Annotated in this window: 13 protein-coding genes; 7 read left to right on the forward strand and 6 right to left on the reverse strand. The window is 29.2% G+C overall.

The window, feature by feature from the left end:
• Nucleotides 1-8 precede the first annotated feature (8 nt).
• Nucleotides 9-386: a hypothetical protein gene (locus IPM32_11470; protein MBK8945873.1), complete on the forward strand. Its 378-nt coding sequence runs from the start codon at nt 9-11 to the stop codon at nt 384-386.
• Here the strand turns inward: IPM32_11470 and IPM32_11475 are convergent.
• Nucleotides 367-2,955 carry a RecQ family ATP-dependent DNA helicase gene (locus IPM32_11475; protein MBK8945874.1) on the reverse strand — a complete coding sequence of 863 codons (2,589 nt, stop codon included), beginning with the start codon at nt 2,953-2,955 and terminating at the stop codon, nt 367-369. The genes IPM32_11470 and IPM32_11475 overlap by 20 nt on opposite strands.
• Nucleotides 2,956-3,120: 165 nt before the next feature.
• Between IPM32_11475 and IPM32_11480 the strand changes: the two genes are divergently transcribed.
• The 6 genes from IPM32_11480 (at nt 3,121) to IPM32_11505 (ending at nt 9,654) form a co-directional block, all read left to right on the forward strand.
• Entirely contained in the window at nt 3,121-4,056 is a 936-nt protein-coding gene (locus tag IPM32_11480; protein MBK8945875.1) for an ABC transporter ATP-binding protein, read from the forward strand.
• Entirely contained in the window at nt 4,049-4,867 is an 819-nt protein-coding gene (locus IPM32_11485) for an ABC transporter permease (protein ID MBK8945876.1), read from the forward strand. The genes IPM32_11480 and IPM32_11485 overlap by 8 nt, the downstream gene beginning before the upstream one ends.
• Nucleotides 4,868-4,958: 91 nt before the next feature.
• Nucleotides 4,959-5,894, forward strand: a complete 936-nt coding sequence (locus IPM32_11490) for an NAD(P)-binding domain-containing protein (GenBank protein ID MBK8945877.1) — start codon at nt 4,959-4,961, stop codon at nt 5,892-5,894.
• Between the two features lie 16 nt (nt 5,895-5,910).
• Nucleotides 5,911-7,113 (forward strand): acetate kinase, encoded by a 1,203-nt coding sequence (locus IPM32_11495; GenBank protein ID MBK8945878.1) that lies wholly within the window; start codon nt 5,911-5,913, stop codon nt 7,111-7,113.
• A 12-nt stretch (nt 7,114-7,125) separates the two neighbouring features.
• Nucleotides 7,126-7,917 carry an SDR family oxidoreductase gene (locus IPM32_11500; GenBank protein ID MBK8945879.1) on the forward strand — a complete coding sequence of 264 codons (792 nt, stop codon included), beginning with the start codon at nt 7,126-7,128 and terminating at the stop codon, nt 7,915-7,917.
• A 186-nt stretch (nt 7,918-8,103) separates the two neighbouring features.
• The gene (locus IPM32_11505) at nt 8,104-9,654 is read left to right on the forward strand and encodes an FAD-binding protein (GenBank protein MBK8945880.1); all 1,551 of its coding nucleotides are present in this window, start codon (nt 8,104-8,106) and stop codon (nt 9,652-9,654) included.
• Between the two features lie 8 nt (nt 9,655-9,662).
• On the opposite strand, the gene IPM32_11510 is transcribed toward IPM32_11505, so the two are convergent.
• The 5 genes from IPM32_11510 to mutS are packed head-to-tail and all read right to left on the reverse strand — an operon-like array spanning nt 9,663 to nt 15,745.
• Complete coding sequence (locus tag IPM32_11510; protein MBK8945881.1) at nt 9,663-10,346, reverse strand: SGNH/GDSL hydrolase family protein; 684 nt, start codon at nt 10,344-10,346, stop codon at nt 9,663-9,665.
• 42 nt (nt 10,347-10,388) lie between these two features.
• Nucleotides 10,389-11,477: a prephenate dehydrogenase/arogenate dehydrogenase family protein gene (locus tag IPM32_11515; protein ID MBK8945882.1), complete on the reverse strand. Its 1,089-nt coding sequence runs from the start codon at nt 11,475-11,477 to the stop codon at nt 10,389-10,391.
• Nucleotides 11,478-11,502: 25 nt separating this feature from the next.
• Nucleotides 11,503-12,516 carry a 3-deoxy-7-phosphoheptulonate synthase gene (gene aroF / locus IPM32_11520; protein ID MBK8945883.1) on the reverse strand — a complete coding sequence of 338 codons (1,014 nt, stop codon included), beginning with the start codon at nt 12,514-12,516 and terminating at the stop codon, nt 11,503-11,505.
• A gap of 20 nt (nt 12,517-12,536) precedes the next feature.
• A complete protein-coding gene (locus IPM32_11525) occupies nt 12,537-13,154 on the reverse strand; it encodes a DUF1684 domain-containing protein (GenBank protein ID MBK8945884.1) in 618 nt (205 codons plus the stop codon).
• On the reverse strand, nt 13,151-15,745 hold the full coding sequence (gene mutS / locus IPM32_11530; protein MBK8945885.1) for a DNA mismatch repair protein MutS: 2,595 nt from the start codon (nt 15,743-15,745) through the stop codon (nt 13,151-13,153). Before mutS ends, IPM32_11525 begins: the two co-directional genes overlap by 4 nt.
• Between the last annotated feature and the right edge of the window lie 8 nt (nt 15,746-15,753).

Consider the following 15,753-nt stretch of genomic DNA (forward strand, 5'->3'; position numbering starts at 1 on the left):
TTATTATTATGCAACATTTAAATGATTGCTTCATCAAATCAAAATTTGATTTGATTCGCAATGACAGATTCTATCAAACATTTTCAACTCTATTTTTTTTAGTTGTAATTCTAATTTCATTCCAATTTTGCAGTAACCAGAAAAATGTTGATCTTGAAACTCTCTCAAAAGTTTATGTTGATTTATTAGTTGTTGAAGATTTTTATTCGGGTACTGATTCCGTTAAAATTAAAAAAGAAGAAGTTTTTAAAAAGTACGAAATCGATTCAACTTCTTATTTTAATTCTTATAAATCTTTGAAATATAATGACGCAAAATGGAATGAATTTTTTAATCTCTCGCAAGCTTATTTGGATACGTTAAAATCTAAACAGAAGAAGAATTAGCTTTAAGAATTGCTTTTACAATTCTAATTTTTGAGTAACTAACATTTGTTTCAATTCTACTTTTTATTGATTTCAAATCTTCGTTAAAATCCATAATATTTGCTTTTACTAAATCAAATTCTTCTTTCGAGATTAATGAGGAAAAATCCAAATTTGGATAATAACTAATTATTGTTTCAACTTGAATTGATACAATAGATTCCGGCAGTTTAAGCAGTTTTGAAATATCATAAAGTGAATATTTTTTCAGTATCAAATCATAAGTTTGCGAAATATGTTTTGGTAATTTTTTGGCAATCGAATTTTCATTTTCAATAGTTGTATGTTCTTTAATAATTGATAAAAATTCTGGACCAATTTTATTAAACATTCTTTGGTTGAATCCGCTAATCTGCAAAATTGCCGATGAAGATTGAGGTTTATCTTTTACAATTTCTCTCAGAATTTTATCAGAGCAAATTATTTGCGGATTTTGATTAAATTTTTTTGCTGCTAAATCTCTTTCTTCGCGTAATTTATTATATAATTCAAGATTAATTTCATAATGATTATCCTGAACTTCTACATTTTCAAATTCATTTTCTTCAACAAAAAATAATTCTTCCAAGGGATTAAAAACCAATTCATCATTTATTTCTTTCAAAATATTTTTCTTCAATAAAAATTGAATTGATGATTCAATTTCTTGAATTGAATAATGTTTGCAATTTTCAAATGTTGAAATTTTTCTTGCGATATTTGAATTTGAACTTCCTTTTAATATTCCAATCAATCTATTTTCGGTTAAACTTCCTTTAAATTCTTTAAAAGTTCTAATAATAATTTCGTTGATGAATTCATTGTTATTAATATTTTTATTTTTGTTCGAACAATTATCACATTTACCGCATTTGTAATTTTTAGTTTCTTCACCAAAATATTCCAAAATAAATTTAAAACGGCAATCATCGGTATTTACATATTCTAAAACTTGGTCAAGTTTATTTTCAGCTAATTGAATTTTTTTATTAATCTCTGCTTTGTTCAATTTAAGATTTTTGCTCGCAACTCTTTCAGTTAACATAGAAATTTTTTGAACAAACGCTGGTTTATCGTATTCAATAATTCCAATATTATTTAACGTAAATAAAAATTCGTTAATTGTCCTTTTACTGTATCCAAAATTTTGATAAAGAAAATCAAAATTAATTTCTACTTTAGAATTGAAAATTGAATTTCCGAAAATTTTAATTAATTGAATTACAAAATCTTGCAATTCGGAATTAAACATTCCTTTTAAATATTTCTTTAAATCATTTTGAGATAATTTTATTTGAATAAAATGACAGAGTGAATTTTGCGAATGAAGTTTTAGATAATTACTCTCTTCCAAAATTGAAATTATTGAAGGAATCAATCCTTTATGAATTTCTTTGGATTCAATTAATTTTATTAAATCATTTGAAATTTCTAAAAGTTTTTCAGTTTTACTATTTACAGCAATTTTATAAAAATCTAAAATCGCATCATAACATTTTTTAATTTGCTCAACATTTGGATTACTAATTTGAATAAAAAATTCTTGAATTTCTTTATCTCGGTTTGAATAAAATAAAATTGCTTTCGATTCAGAGCCGTCTCTACCAGCTCTTCCGAATTCTTGATATAAATTTTCTATTGAACTTGGAATATTATAATGAATTACCAATCCAATATTTTTTTTATCAATTCCCATTCCGAAAGCATTTGTGGCAACAATAATATTAGTTCTTCCATTTATAAAATTATCTTGAATAATTCTCCTTAATTCATTTGTTAATCCAGCATGATAAAATTCGTTTGTAATTTTTTGCAAATTTAAAAATTGAGAAAGTTGTTCCGCATGTTTTCTTGTAGAAGAATAAATTATTGCAGTAGTTTTATTTCCCCTTAAAATTTCCGCAATTTTCTCTTTTTTATTTTTATCGAACAAAACATTTAGTGAAATATTTTCTCGCTCAAATCCGGTTATATGAACTGAAGGATTTTCAAACTGCAATTGCTCAATTATATCTTTTCTTACTTCGGGAGTTGCGGTTGCAGTAAATGCAGAAATATTTTTCACTTCAATTGCTTGAGTAAAATTTTTAATATTTCTGTAACTCGGTCTAAAATTATGTCCCCATTCGCTAATACAATGTGCTTCATCAATAAATAAAAATTCCGGTTTTAAATTTTTAATTCGTTGAACAAAATTTATGTTGTTAAGTTTTTCGGGAGAAACAAACAGCAATTTTATTTTACTATTTTGCAATTCATTTAGAACTTTTTCTGACTCTGAGAAGTCTAAACTGCTGTTAATGAATGCTGCAATTTTTTGTTTTTGATTCAAGGAATTTACTTGATCTTGCATCAAAGAAATTAGCGGGGAAATTATTATTGAATAAGTTTCGGAAATGATTGATGGCAATTGGTAACAAATTGATTTTCCCGCTCCGGTTGGCATAATTACTAAAACATTTTTTTTATCTAAAATGTCTTTAATTATTTGTTCTTGTCCCGGACGAAAATTTTCAAATCCGAAAAATTCGTGTAATTTTTTTAGCAGCATATTCAATTTTTATTTGTGATACTCATAAAATAATTATCAATCATTTTGTCATTGGATTCTTTTGTTCATTCAGAATGACAAATATTAATTTTAAGAAGTTTAGATTTAGAAAAAACAAAGAATAATTCTATCTTTACGTAAACTTATTACAAATTTAAAGAAATAATGAATTCCATTGAAGTTACAAATCTAACCAAAATATTTAAAACCAAAGCTCTAAATAAAAATGAAATTACAGCTTTGGATAATATTTCATTGAATGTTGAAAAGGGAATTATATTTAGTTTGCTTGGTCCAAACGGTGCCGGTAAAACTACATTGATAAAAATTTTGTTAGGAATTGTTTTCCCAACAAGCGGAACTGCTAAAATTTTAGATCAAGATGTTTCCAATTTTGAAGTGAGAAAAAAAATCGGATATCTTCCGGAAAATCATAAATTCCCAAATTATCTAAATGGTGAAGAAGTTATTGTATATTACGCAAAATTAAATGGATTTGAAATTGATAAAAATTCTCCAAAAATTTCTGAAGTTTTAAATTTGGTGAAAATGGAAAAATGGAGAAAAACCAAAATCAAAAAATATTCTAAAGGAATGATGCAAAGATTAGGTTTAGCACAAGCAATTATTCACGATCCGGAAATTATTTTTCTTGATGAACCAACGGATGGAATTGATCCGGTTGGAAGAAAGGAAATTAGAGATATTTTAAAGGATTTGAAAAATCAAGGAAAAACATTATTTCTCAATAGCCATTTGCTTTCCGAAGTTGAATTAGTTTCCGATAAAGTTGCAATTTTAAATGAAGGAAAATTAATTAAAATCGGAAGTGTTGAAGAACTTACTGTTTCTAAAGAAATCTGTATTATTGAAATTGATGAAAAGTTAAATAATAATTTGATCGAAAATTTGAGCAAATCTTACAAATTTAATTTGAGCAATAATATTATTGAATTGGAAGTTTCGGATAATAAAATTTCAAATGTTTTTATGGATGAATTGCGAAAATCAAATATTAATATTCTAAGTTTTAGTCAGAAAAAAAGTTCGCTGGAAGATATGTTTATCAAATCAATTTCCGAGAAAAATAATAATGAATAATATTTTAACAATTTCCAATTTTACAATTAGAGAAGCAATTTCAAGAAAAATAATTGTAGCTTTTTTCGCAATTTCAACATTTACAATTATAATTTTTGCATTGTTATTCGGATTTGTATCGGCAGAAAATTTCACTCAAATGAACTCAAAAAATATGCCTTTGGATGAAATGTCCGCCGAATTAGTAAAAGGTTTAAAGTTAATTGTTGTTGCTCCACTTTTTGGTGGAGGATTATTTTTATCAATTTTCTCAGCATCAAGTTTTATTCCCAATATGTTGGAAAAGGGAAATATTGATTTACTTCTTTCCAAACCAATTTCACGCACTCAAATAATTTTAGGAAAATTTCTTGGCGGAGTTTTAATCGTTTTTATAAATATTGCTTATTTAATTATATCACTTTGGATTTTAATCGGACTTAAATTTTCAATTTGGGAACCAAGTTTACTTCATAGTATTTTAACAATTACCTTTACATTTGCCTCACTTTATTCACTAATAATTTTTATTGGAATTTTAACACAAAGTTCAGTTTTAGCCATGATGCTTTCGTACTTAATATTTTTTATATTTTCGCCAATTTTAAGTGCAAGAGATTCAATCGGTTATTTTTTTAATAACAAAATCATTAGTTATATAATGGAAGGTCTATATTATATAATTCCGAAAACATCAGAACTTGGCTCAATTACAACTGAACTTTCTTTGGGTTACGGAATTGAAGATTTTCAGCCAATTTTAACTTCGTTAGCATTTTTAATTCTCGTTCTATACTTCAGTATTATCATTTTTAGTAAAAAAGATTATTAATTCATCGAATATTTAATAATTAGAAAGTATTTTTGTGGTATAAAACTTGATTCCTACTCTAATTAATATTTATCACTTTTTAAATACGGTTATGGAAGAAAAAAAATTAAAATTAGAAGATTTGCTTGGTGAAAGTCCGGCAACTGAAAATAAAGATCAAATTGAATATGTTGCAATTATTGGCGCTGGAGTTATGGGACAAGGAATTGCTCAAACAATTGCATCCGCCGGTTTAGATGTAATAATAATTGAAAAGGATCAAAATAATCTTGAGTTGGCAAAGGAAAAAATTCAAAACTCAATGCGTTATGAAATTGAAAGATGGGCAATGACAGAAAGTGAAATGAAATCAATTTTAAGCAGAATTAGATGGAGTTTGGATTTAGCAGAAATTGCAGAATGTGATCTTATAATTGAAGCTATTGTTGAAAATTATCAGTTAAAAAGGATTTTATTCAAAAAGTTAGATGAAATTGCAAATCCGGATACAATTTTTGTTTCTAATACATCTACATTAAGTTTAACGGAAATTGCAGAAGTAACAAACCGAAGAGATAAAATTATTGGTATGCATTTTCTAAATCCGGTTCCAAAAGTTCCGTTAGTTGAATTAGTTAAAGGAATGGATACATCCGATGAAACAGTTGCTAAATCAAAAAAGTTTGCACGTAAAATTGGTAAAACCGCAATTGAAGTTTATGAATATCCGGGCTTTGTTACAACAAGAGCAATAGTTCCGTTGTTAAATGAAGCAATGCACATTTTGCTGGAAGGAATTGCGTCAGCAAAAGATATAGATATTGCAATGAAATTAGGTTACAATTTTAAAATGGGCCCTTTAGAATTGGCTGATTCTATGGGTTTGGATGAAGTTTTAACTTGGATGGAACAACTATGGAAAAAATTAGGTGAGCCAAGATACAGACCTTGTCCGCTTTTAAGAAAATTAGTTAGGGAAAGAAAACTTGGGAAAAAATCCAAAGAAGGATTTTTCAAGTATGATGATGACGGAAATATTATAGAATAATTTAAGGAAATTTTAGTTGAAAATATTAGTATTAAATTGCGGAAGTTCTTCAATCAAATATCAATTGATTGAAACAAATACCAAAGATGCGCTTGCAAAAGGAATGATTGAAAGAATAGGGATGAGCAGTGCAGTGTTGACTCATGAACCAAAAGGGAAAGAGAAAATTAGAATTGTTGGTGAAATTTTGGATCACTCAATTGCAATGGAATATGTGATTGCAGTTTTGTTGAGCCCAAATCATGGTGTAATTTCAAGCAGAGATGAAATTGATGCAATAGGTCACAGAGTTGTACATGGCGGTGAAGATTTCAGCGGATCGGTTTTAATTACTGATGATGTTTTAAAAGCTTTGCGTGAAAATATTGAATTGGCACCGCTTCATAATCCTCCGAATTTAAAAGGAATTGCAGCAGCAAAAGAACATTTACCCAATATTCCTCAATGCGGAATTTTTGATACGGCGTTTCATATGTCAATGCCGCCGCACGCTTATTTATATGGAATTCCATTTAAACTTTATAAAAGATATAAAATTAGAAGATACGGTTTTCACGGAACTTCGCATAGATATGTTTCTTTAAGAGCTGCAGAAATTTTAGGAAAACCATATGAAGAATTAAAAATAATTACTGCTCATCTTGGAAATGGTGCAAGCATGGCAGCGATAAAAAATGGAAAATCGATAGATACTTCAATGGGATTTACACCCTTAGAAGGTTTGTTAATGGGGACAAGAAGCGGTGATTTGGATCCTTCAATCATTACTTACATAATGGGAAAAGAAGAATTATCCATTTCTGAAGCAAACACAATGTTAAACAAACATAGTGGTTTAGTTGGAATTAGTGGTGAAAGCAGTGATATGCGCGAAATTGAACAAGCTGTTGCAGAAGGTGATAAAAAAGCAACTTATGCATTTGATGTTTTTACATACAGAATTAAAAAGTATGTCGGTGCTTACGCTGCAGCTATGGGTGGATTAGATGCTTTAGTTTTTACCGGTGGAATTGGTGAAAATTCTGTAAAAGTAAGAAAAGATGTTTGTAACGATTTAGAATTTTTAGGAATTGAACTAGATGATGAATTAAATAATAACGCAAAAGGTGAAGCAATAATTACGAAGCAAAATACAAAAGCTAAAGTTTTAAGAATTCCTACAAATGAAGAATTAGTTATTGCAATGGATACTGAACAAATTGTTAAGGGAAATCTTTAAGGAATTATAAATTTGGATCTTCAATTAGAAAATAAAATTGTATTAGTTACTGCGGCAAGTACTGGCATTGGCAGATCTATTGCAGAATTATTTTTACATGAAAATTCAAAAGTTGTAATTTGTTCAAGTAATATTGATAAACTTGAAAAAACTTCAAAAGAGATAAAAGAAAAACTTAATAAAGAAATTTTATTTTATAAGTGCGATATAAATAATTTAGATGAAATAGAAAAAACCGTTTCTTTTGTTGAAAGAAAATTAGGAACTATTGATATTTTAGTAAATAATTGCGGCGGACCAATTCCCGGTTATTTTGAAAATCTTTCGGAAGAAAATTGGAATTTTGCATTTGATCAAGTTTTGAAAAGTGCAGTAAGATTTACAAAATTAGTTCTTCCAAAAATGAAAGAAAAAAAATGGGGAAGAATAATTAATATTACTTCAATTTCCGTAAAACAACCGATTGATAATTTATTACTTTCCAATGCGTTCAGAAGTGCGGTTACTGCTTTTGCAAAAACTTTATCAAATCAAGTTGGACAATTTAATATTACAATAAATAATGTAGCTCCAGGTTTAACATTAACCAGAAGACTTGAAGAACTCGCAAAAGTTAGAGCAAAGGAAGCAAATATTTCTAAAGAAGAAATGCTTGTAAAAATGTCTAACGATATTCCTTTAAAAAGATTGGCAAAACCGGAAGAAATTGCTTCATCAGTTATTTATTTAGCTTCTGAGATTGGCGGATATATAAACGGACAAACCATTGTTGTTGACGGCGGATTTAACAAATCAACATATTAATTTATAATTTTTATCATTTCTGTTGATGTGAATCATTTGTAATAATTTTAAATTCTAAAGTTTTTTCTCAATCTTAATCTTGCTTTTACTCATAATCTTAATCTTTTTTAAAGAGTAAGAAAAAGATTAAGATGAAGATTAAGAATAAATTCAAAAATAAATTTTCCTCATAAGTAGAGGACACAAATGATAAAAGAAATAGATATTTCCATCCCACCGGATTTTATTAACGATTACGATTTTATTAAAAAACTTTCCGCAGAAAAACTCAATCTTAATTTTAGTGAAATAAATAATGTTGTAATTTTAAAAAGATCAATAGATTCAAGGCGTAAACCAATTTTTTTTCTTAAAGTAAATGTTTTTGTTAATGAATCGCCAAAAGAAACACAATCAAATTTTAATTTTAATCCGGTAAAAGAGAATAAAAAAGTTATAATAATCGGAAGCGGTCCGGCAGGACTTTTTGCAGCTTTAAAATTAATTGAGTTGGGAATTAAACCAATTATTTTTGAGCGCGGAAAAAATGTTAGAGATCGCCGGTTTGATCTTAAATCAATTATGCAAAATGGAATTGTTAATCCAAATTCAAATTATTGTTTTGGTGAAGGCGGTGCGGGAACTTACAGCGATGGCAAACTTTACACGCGATCAAATAAAAGAGGAAATGTTAGCAGAATTTTAGAATTATTAATTTATCATGGTGCAAATTCGGAAATTGCAATTGATTCTCATCCGCATATTGGATCAAATAAACTTCCCAAAATCATTCAAAATATTAGAGAAACAATTTTAAAATTTAATGGGGATATCCATTTTAATTCCCGAGTTACAGATTTTATTATTTCCGATAATAAAATTAAAGGTGTTATTGTAAATAATTCTGAGGAATATTTTGCTGACTCTGTAATTGTTTCAACCGGACATTCCGCGCGAGATATTTATGAAATATTTAAGAAAAATAATTTAAAATTAGAATCAAAACCTTTTGCAATTGGAGTTAGAATTGAGCATCCGCAAGCCCTGATTGATTCAATTCAATATCATTCAAAAATTCGTCATGAGAATTTACCAGCAGCAAATTACAGTTTAGCTTGTCAAATTAATGATAAAGGAATTTATTCGTTTTGCATGTGCCCGGGCGGAATAATAATCCCCGCTTCAACAAATCAAGGTGAATTAGTTTTAAATGGAATGTCGGTTTCGAAACGGAATTCTCCATTTGCAAATAGCGGTTTGGTTGTTGAAGTAAATGAAAAAGATTGGAAACATTTAAATCATTTTAAAGAATTTTCCGGATTAGAATTTCAAAAAGAAATTGAAGAATTAGCTTTTAAATTCGGTGGAGGAAATCAAACAGCACCGGCTCAAAGAGTTACAGATTTTGTGAAGAATAAAATTTCGCAAAATTTATTAAAATCATCATATGTCCCGGGATTAATATCAGCAAATTTAAATGAACTTTTTTCTAAGCAAATTTCAGAAAGTCTAAAAAAATCATTATTTGAATTCAACAAAAAAATGAAAGGTTATTTTACCGAAGAAGCTCAAATATTAGCAGTTGAATCAAGAACAAGTTCGCCAATTAGAATTCCAAGAGATAAAGAAACACTTATGCACATTGATGTTGAGGGATTATTCCCAGCCGGAGAAGGTGCTGGTTATGCCGGTGGAATTGTGTCTGCCGCAATTGATGGAGAAAGATGTGCGGAAAAATCAGTAAAATTTATTGGGTAAAAACAAATTTATTCCAAAGCTTCTTTTATTGCTGCTTCAACTAATGGCTCCATAATTTTATATCCATCTGCATTTGGGTGAACTCCATCAGCAGAAAATTTTTCCGGTAAACCATTTCTTTCATCAGCCATAGCAGAAAAATAATCTAAATAAATTACATCATTTTCATCGCAATAATTTTTTATCATTTTATTTAATGCCGGAATTTTTTTATTCGGCTTCATACCAACTTTCCATGGATAATCAAATGCCGGAACAACCGATGACAGAATAACTTTAATACCATTCGCTTTTGCAATTTCTGACATAGATTTTAAATTATCCAAAATCATTTCTAATGTTGATGGTCCAGTATTTCCGGCAATATCATTTGTACCAGCTAAAATTACAACAACTTTTGGTTTTAAATTTATTACGTCTTGTCTAAATCGCAATAACATTTGCGGTGTGGTTTGTCCGCTGATTCCTCTATTTATGTATGATTTGTTGGCAAAAAATTCCGGTCGTTGCTCAATCCAGCCTTGTGTAATTGAGTTTCCCATAAATACTATTCGGTCTTCATCGAGGTTAATATTTACAGAATCATTTTCATTTTTAAATCTGCTTAAATTTGCCCAATCTTGCGAAAGTAAAATTTCATTCATAATTAAAAATACTATAATTGTTTTTAATAAAATTTTTGTGAAAAACATTTTTAACCTCTTCCAATTTTATCGAATATTAGTTTGTAAAAATTATTCTCGAAACTTAAAACCAAGTTCGCCAATTATTTTTTTTGCGTGCTCTGCAACTTCTTTTGACTCAAATGAAATTCTAAATGTTCCACCGTTACCTTCACGGATTTTTAAAAGTTCAATATCCTTAATATTTATATTATTCTTATAAAGTTTTGTTGAAATTTTACTAATTACACCGGGTTCATCTTTAACGAAAATAAAAATATCATAAATTGGAGTAAGAAAACCTTTGCTATTTTTTGGAATTTCATCACGATGTTGTCTTGCAGAATTAAAATATTTTTCAATAGTTTTTATATCATCATTGTTGATCCAACTTTTTAATTTTTTAAGTTCATATTCAAATCCCTCAACTGCATTAAGAATTTGATTTTTATTTTTCTCAATAACTGATTTCCAAATATTAAAATCGCTTGATGCAATGCGGGTCATATCTCTAAAACCACCAGCGGCTAAATCAAGAAAGTTATAGTCATCAGTTTTTAAACTTGCAGAATTTACCAAAGCTACAGAAAGTAATTGCGGCAAATGGCTTACACTTGCAGCTATAACATCATGTTGCTTTGCAGGAATTTGAAGAATATTAGCTCCTAATAATTCAATGATATTTTTAAAGTCTTGAAATTTTTTGTCGGCATTTAAATCTTCGGTAACAATATAAACCGTATTCTCAAAAAGTAGAGGATCAGAATTATCAAAGCCGGCAACTTCTTTTCCGGTCATTGGATGTCCACCAATATAAATCCCTTTACTTTTTAATTTTTCCCATTCTTTTTGAAAAATATATTTTACTCCGGAAACATCGGTAAGAATTGTATCATCATTTAAGATTGGAGCAAATTCTTTGAAGAATTTTAAATTGTTTTCTAAAGGAAGGCAAAGAAAAATTAAATCAGAATTTACTGAATCATTAGCATTGAGAAGTATTTCATCAATTACATTTTGATGTAATGCTTTTTCTAAAATATTTGGTTCATCGTAAGCAGAAATAAAAAAATTGCGGTCACTATTTTTTAACGCTTTAGCAATAGAACCGCCAATTAATCCTAATCCAATAATTGAAACTTTCTCAATAATTTTTGTCATTCAAGATAGATGAAAATAAATATTATTAAATAGTTTTTCCAATAGCATTTGCAATTGCACGAAGCTCTTCCATTAGTCCAATAAAAGTATCCGGCAATAAAGCTTGTGGTCCATCGGACAAAGCATTTTCCGGATCATGATGTATTTCAATCATTAATGCATCCGCTCCGGCAGCAACTGCTGCTCTTGCCATCGGAGGAACTTGATCTCTTAATCCAGTAGCGTGCGATGGATCCGCCACAACCGGTAAATGACTTTTCTTATGAACAATTGGAATTGCCGATAAATCAAATGTGTTTCTTGTATAAGTTTCAAAAGTTCTAATTCCTCTTTCGCAGAGAATTACATTTTTATTTCCGCCAGCTAAAATATATTCTGCTGACATTAACCATTCTTCAATTGTTGCAGCCAATCCGCGTTTAACCATTACCGGAACTGTACTTTGAGATAATTCTTTAAGCAATGAAAAGTTTTGCATATTTCTTGCACCGAGTTGAAAAATATCTGTGTATTTGGCAATTAAATCAATTTGATCAATTTGCATAACTTCTGTAATTACCAAAAGTCCAAAATGATCTGCGGCTTGTCGCATAAGTTTTAAACCTTCTTCGCCCATTCCTTGAAATGAATACGGTGATGAACGAGGTTTAAATGCTCCGCCTCTTAATATTTTTGAACCTGATCTTGCAACAACTTCAGCCAGTTTAAATATTTGTTCTTCACTTTCAACTGAGCAAGGTCCAGCCATTACTGCTATTTTGTTTCCGCCGATTTCCACATCTTTAATTTTAAGGACAGTTTTTTCTTCCTTAAAACTTCTACTTGCCAATTTAAATGGAGATGTTATTCTGTAAACATCCGCAACACCTTCAAGAATTCTAATTATCCTTGTATCAAATCCGGGTTTTACTCCAATTGCTCCAAGAATTGTTCTTTGAACTCCCGCAGATTCATGTATTTGAAACCCAAAATCTTCAAGATGTTTTTTTATATTTTTTATTTGTTCTTCAGTTGCATTATTTTCTAAAATTACTACCATCTTAATTTTCCCTCTATGTTTTAATCGTGATATTTTTTTTCACCGGCTGTAATTGCTAAATCCAAATAATCATCCCTTGTTGGAATTGCACAAGAATAATCTGAACTATATGCACAGTATGGATTGAACGCCAAGTTAAAATCAATAGTGTAAATATGATCTTTGTTTGGATCAAGTTCAAATGATAAATATCTTCCCACTCCGTATGATTCTTTTGCAGTTGTTTTATCGGTAAACCAAATGCTGTAATATATTGAACTATCTTGTCCCATATTTGCATACAAATTCAATTTAAATTCTTTACCATCTTTATTAAAAGAAAGATATCCAAATCTTAGTGCGGCTCTTTCTTCACCCTTTGTGCCAAAAATTGGTATGTCAACTTTTTCATCATATTCTGTTATCTTACTTTTAAAGACGAATGATGGATCAACATCAAAATAATTTAAACCATTAAACGGAATTTTTGCTTTATAATTAAAAGGGGAATTGGGATCGTTTTCCATCCACTCATCAGTTAATTCTCTTTTATCTTCAATTGTTTTGATATATTCTTTTTGCTCGGGGGTGTAATTATTGCAAGCAAAAAAAGTTAACAAAATAAAAATAGATGCAAGAAATAATATTAGTTTTTTCATTTAGTATCCTTATTTACTTTTTTCTTTAATTCATTTAATCTATTTAGAGCTTCAAGCGGAGTCATATCATCAACAGAAATTTCAGCAATTTCATTTCTTAAATCATCATCTTTCATTTCAAAAAGATTTATCTGAAATTCATTCTGTTTGAACTTCTGAATTTTTTGTTTTTTGACTTCGTAAGGAGTTAATTCTTTATCTTCCAAATTTATTAAAATTTGCTTCGCGCGTTTAGTAACAAAATCCGGCAATCCCGCCATTTGTGCTACTTGAATTCCATAACTGTGATCAGCTCCGCCGGATGAAACTTTGTGGAGAAAAATTACTTTGTCGTCATATTCTCTAACTTCAACTTTGAAATTTTTTATTCTAGGAAAAATTTCTGCCATTTCGTTCAATTCATGATAATGAGTAGCAAATAATGTTTTTGCATTCACGTTTGGATTTTCATGAAGAAATTCCGTAATTGCCCAAGCAATTGATAGTCCGTCAAAAGTACTTGTTCCTCGACCAATTTCATCAAGCAAAATTAAACTTTTATTTGTTGCATTGTTTAAAATATTTGCGGCTTCCTGCATTTCAACAAGGAATGTACTTTCTCCTGCGGAAATATTATCGCTTGCACCAACGCGCGTATAAATTCTATCTACAATTCCAATTTTTGCTTTTTCTGCCGGAACAAAAGAACCAATTTGTGCAAGCAAAACTATTAATCCAATTTGACGAAGATATACAGATTTTCCCGCCATATTTGGACCGGTTAAAATTATAATTTGAGTTTCGGAATTATTTAGATTATAATCATTCGGTGTAAATTTTTCTCCGGCTGGTAAAATTCTTTCAACAACCGGATGTCTTCCGTTTGTAATTAAAATCTCTTCTTCGTTTGAAATTTCCGGTTTAACATAATTGTATTCATCGGCACATTCTGCAAAGGATAAATAGCAATCAAGCATTCCAATTAACTGAGCATTTTTCTGAATTTTCTCCGCTTCGTTTGCAACTGCTAATCTAACTTCATTAAAAAGTTGATATTCCAAATTGCCGATATTTTCTTCAGCATTTAAAATTTTATCTTCATATTCTTTTAATTCCGGAGTAATAAATCTTTCTCCGTTTACTAAAGTTTGTTTGCGTATATAATTATCCGGAACTTTATTTTTATTTGCATTACTTATTTCAATGTAATATCCAAAAACTTTATTGTAACTAACTTTTAACGAAGAAATATTACTTCTTTCTCGTTCAGTTTTTTGAAGATTTGCAATCCAGCTTTTCGCATTTAATGAAAGATCACGAAGTTCGTCTAATTCTTCATTAAATCCATTACGAATAATTCCTCCATCCGTAATTGAAATAGGCGGATCGTCAACAATTGCCAATTCAACTTTTTCAAAAACTTCATTTAAATCAAAAAGTTTGGAATTAATTATCCCAATAATTTCAGAATTTGATTGATCAAGTAATTGTTTTAGAATAGGAATTTTTTTTATGGAATTTTTTAGAAAAACTAATTCACGAGGATTTGCTCGATTTGTACATACTTTGGAAATTAATCTTTCAAGATCGCCAATTTCTCTAAATTCATTTTGAAGATTTTTTCTTAAACTTTTATTTTTATGAAAATCCTCAACGCATTCCAAACGTTTATCAATTTGTTCTTTATTTCTCAGAGGTGCGTTTATCCACTTCTTTAAAAGTCTTGCGCCCATTGCAGTTTTGGTTTTATCAAGCACAGAAATTAGCGAACCTTCTCTTTGTCCATCCTGCATTGTGTAAAGAATTTCCAAATTTCTTTTTGTCGATAAATCCAAATACATAAATTCTGAAGAATTGTATAAAGAAATTTTTGTTAGATGACCGAGATTTGATTTTTGAGTATCCTTGAGATAATATAGAATTGATCCGGCGGAAATAATTCCAGAAGTTAGATTTTCAATTCCAAAACCTTTTAGAGTTTGAGTTTTAAATTGTTCTTTCAGCAAATCATTTGAATAATCCGAAGTAAAAACCCAATCGTCAATTCGCGTAACTTTACAATTATATTTTGCTTGATTAATAATTTCATTTACTTCTGCAAATTGCTTTTTAGCTACAATAATTTCAGAAGGCTGGATTGTTTCAATTTGTTCACCGACTTTTAATATTTGAGTTTCAAAAGTGAAAAATTCTCCGGTGGAAATATCGCAAAAAGAAATTCCAGCATAATTATCAGAAAGAAAAATTGAAGCTAAATAATTATTTTTTTTATGTTCTAAAAGTTTATCAGAAAAAACAACGCCGGGAGTTACAACTTCAACAACTTCACGTTTAACAATTCCTTTTGCAAATTTTGGATTTTCAGTCTGTTCGCATACAGCAACTCTAAATCCGGCTTTAACTAATTTGGGAAGATAGGAATCAATTGCATGATGAGGAAATCCCGCTAAAGGTACCTCACCGGCTTTGCCATTAGCTCTTTTTGTTAATGTAATACCTAAAACTTTTGAAGCTGTTTTTGCATCATCTTCAAAAGTTTCAAAAAAATCACCAACCCTAAAAAGCAAAACAGTATCCGGGTATTGATTTTTAATTTTATGATATTGAGCCATTAATGGCG

The sequence above is a fragment of the Ignavibacteriota bacterium genome (genome assembly GCA_016716225.1).
Lineage (GTDB): Bacteria > Bacteroidota > Ignavibacteria > Ignavibacteriales > Melioribacteraceae.

Bases quoted from the DNA above. Each gene is read 5' to 3' on its own strand.
- IPM32_11470 (MBK8945873.1), top strand. From the start codon at position 9: ATGCAACATTTAAATGATTGCTTCATCAAATCAAAATTTGATTTGATT.
- IPM32_11475 (MBK8945874.1), bottom strand. From the start codon at position 2,955: ATGCTGCTAAAAAAATTACACGAATTTTTCGGATTTGAAAATTTTCGT.
- IPM32_11480 (MBK8945875.1), top strand. From the start codon at position 3,121: ATGAATTCCATTGAAGTTACAAATCTAACCAAAATATTTAAAACCAAA.
- IPM32_11485 (MBK8945876.1), top strand. From the start codon at position 4,049: ATGAATAATATTTTAACAATTTCCAATTTTACAATTAGAGAAGCAATT.
- IPM32_11490 (MBK8945877.1), top strand. From the start codon at position 4,959: ATGGAAGAAAAAAAATTAAAATTAGAAGATTTGCTTGGTGAAAGTCCG.
- IPM32_11505 (MBK8945880.1), top strand. From the start codon at position 8,104: ATGATAAAAGAAATAGATATTTCCATCCCACCGGATTTTATTAACGAT.
- IPM32_11510 (MBK8945881.1), bottom strand. From the start codon at position 10,346: ATGTTTTTCACAAAAATTTTATTAAAAACAATTATAGTATTTTTAATT.
- IPM32_11515 (MBK8945882.1), bottom strand. From the start codon at position 11,477: ATGACAAAAATTATTGAGAAAGTTTCAATTATTGGATTAGGATTAATT.
- aroF (MBK8945883.1), bottom strand. From the start codon at position 12,516: ATGGTAGTAATTTTAGAAAATAATGCAACTGAAGAACAAATAAAAAAT.
- IPM32_11525 (MBK8945884.1), bottom strand. From the start codon at position 13,154: ATGAAAAAACTAATATTATTTCTTGCATCTATTTTTATTTTGTTAACT.
- mutS (MBK8945885.1), bottom strand. From the start codon at position 15,745: ATGGCTCAATATCATAAAATTAAAAATCAATACCCGGATACTGTTTTG.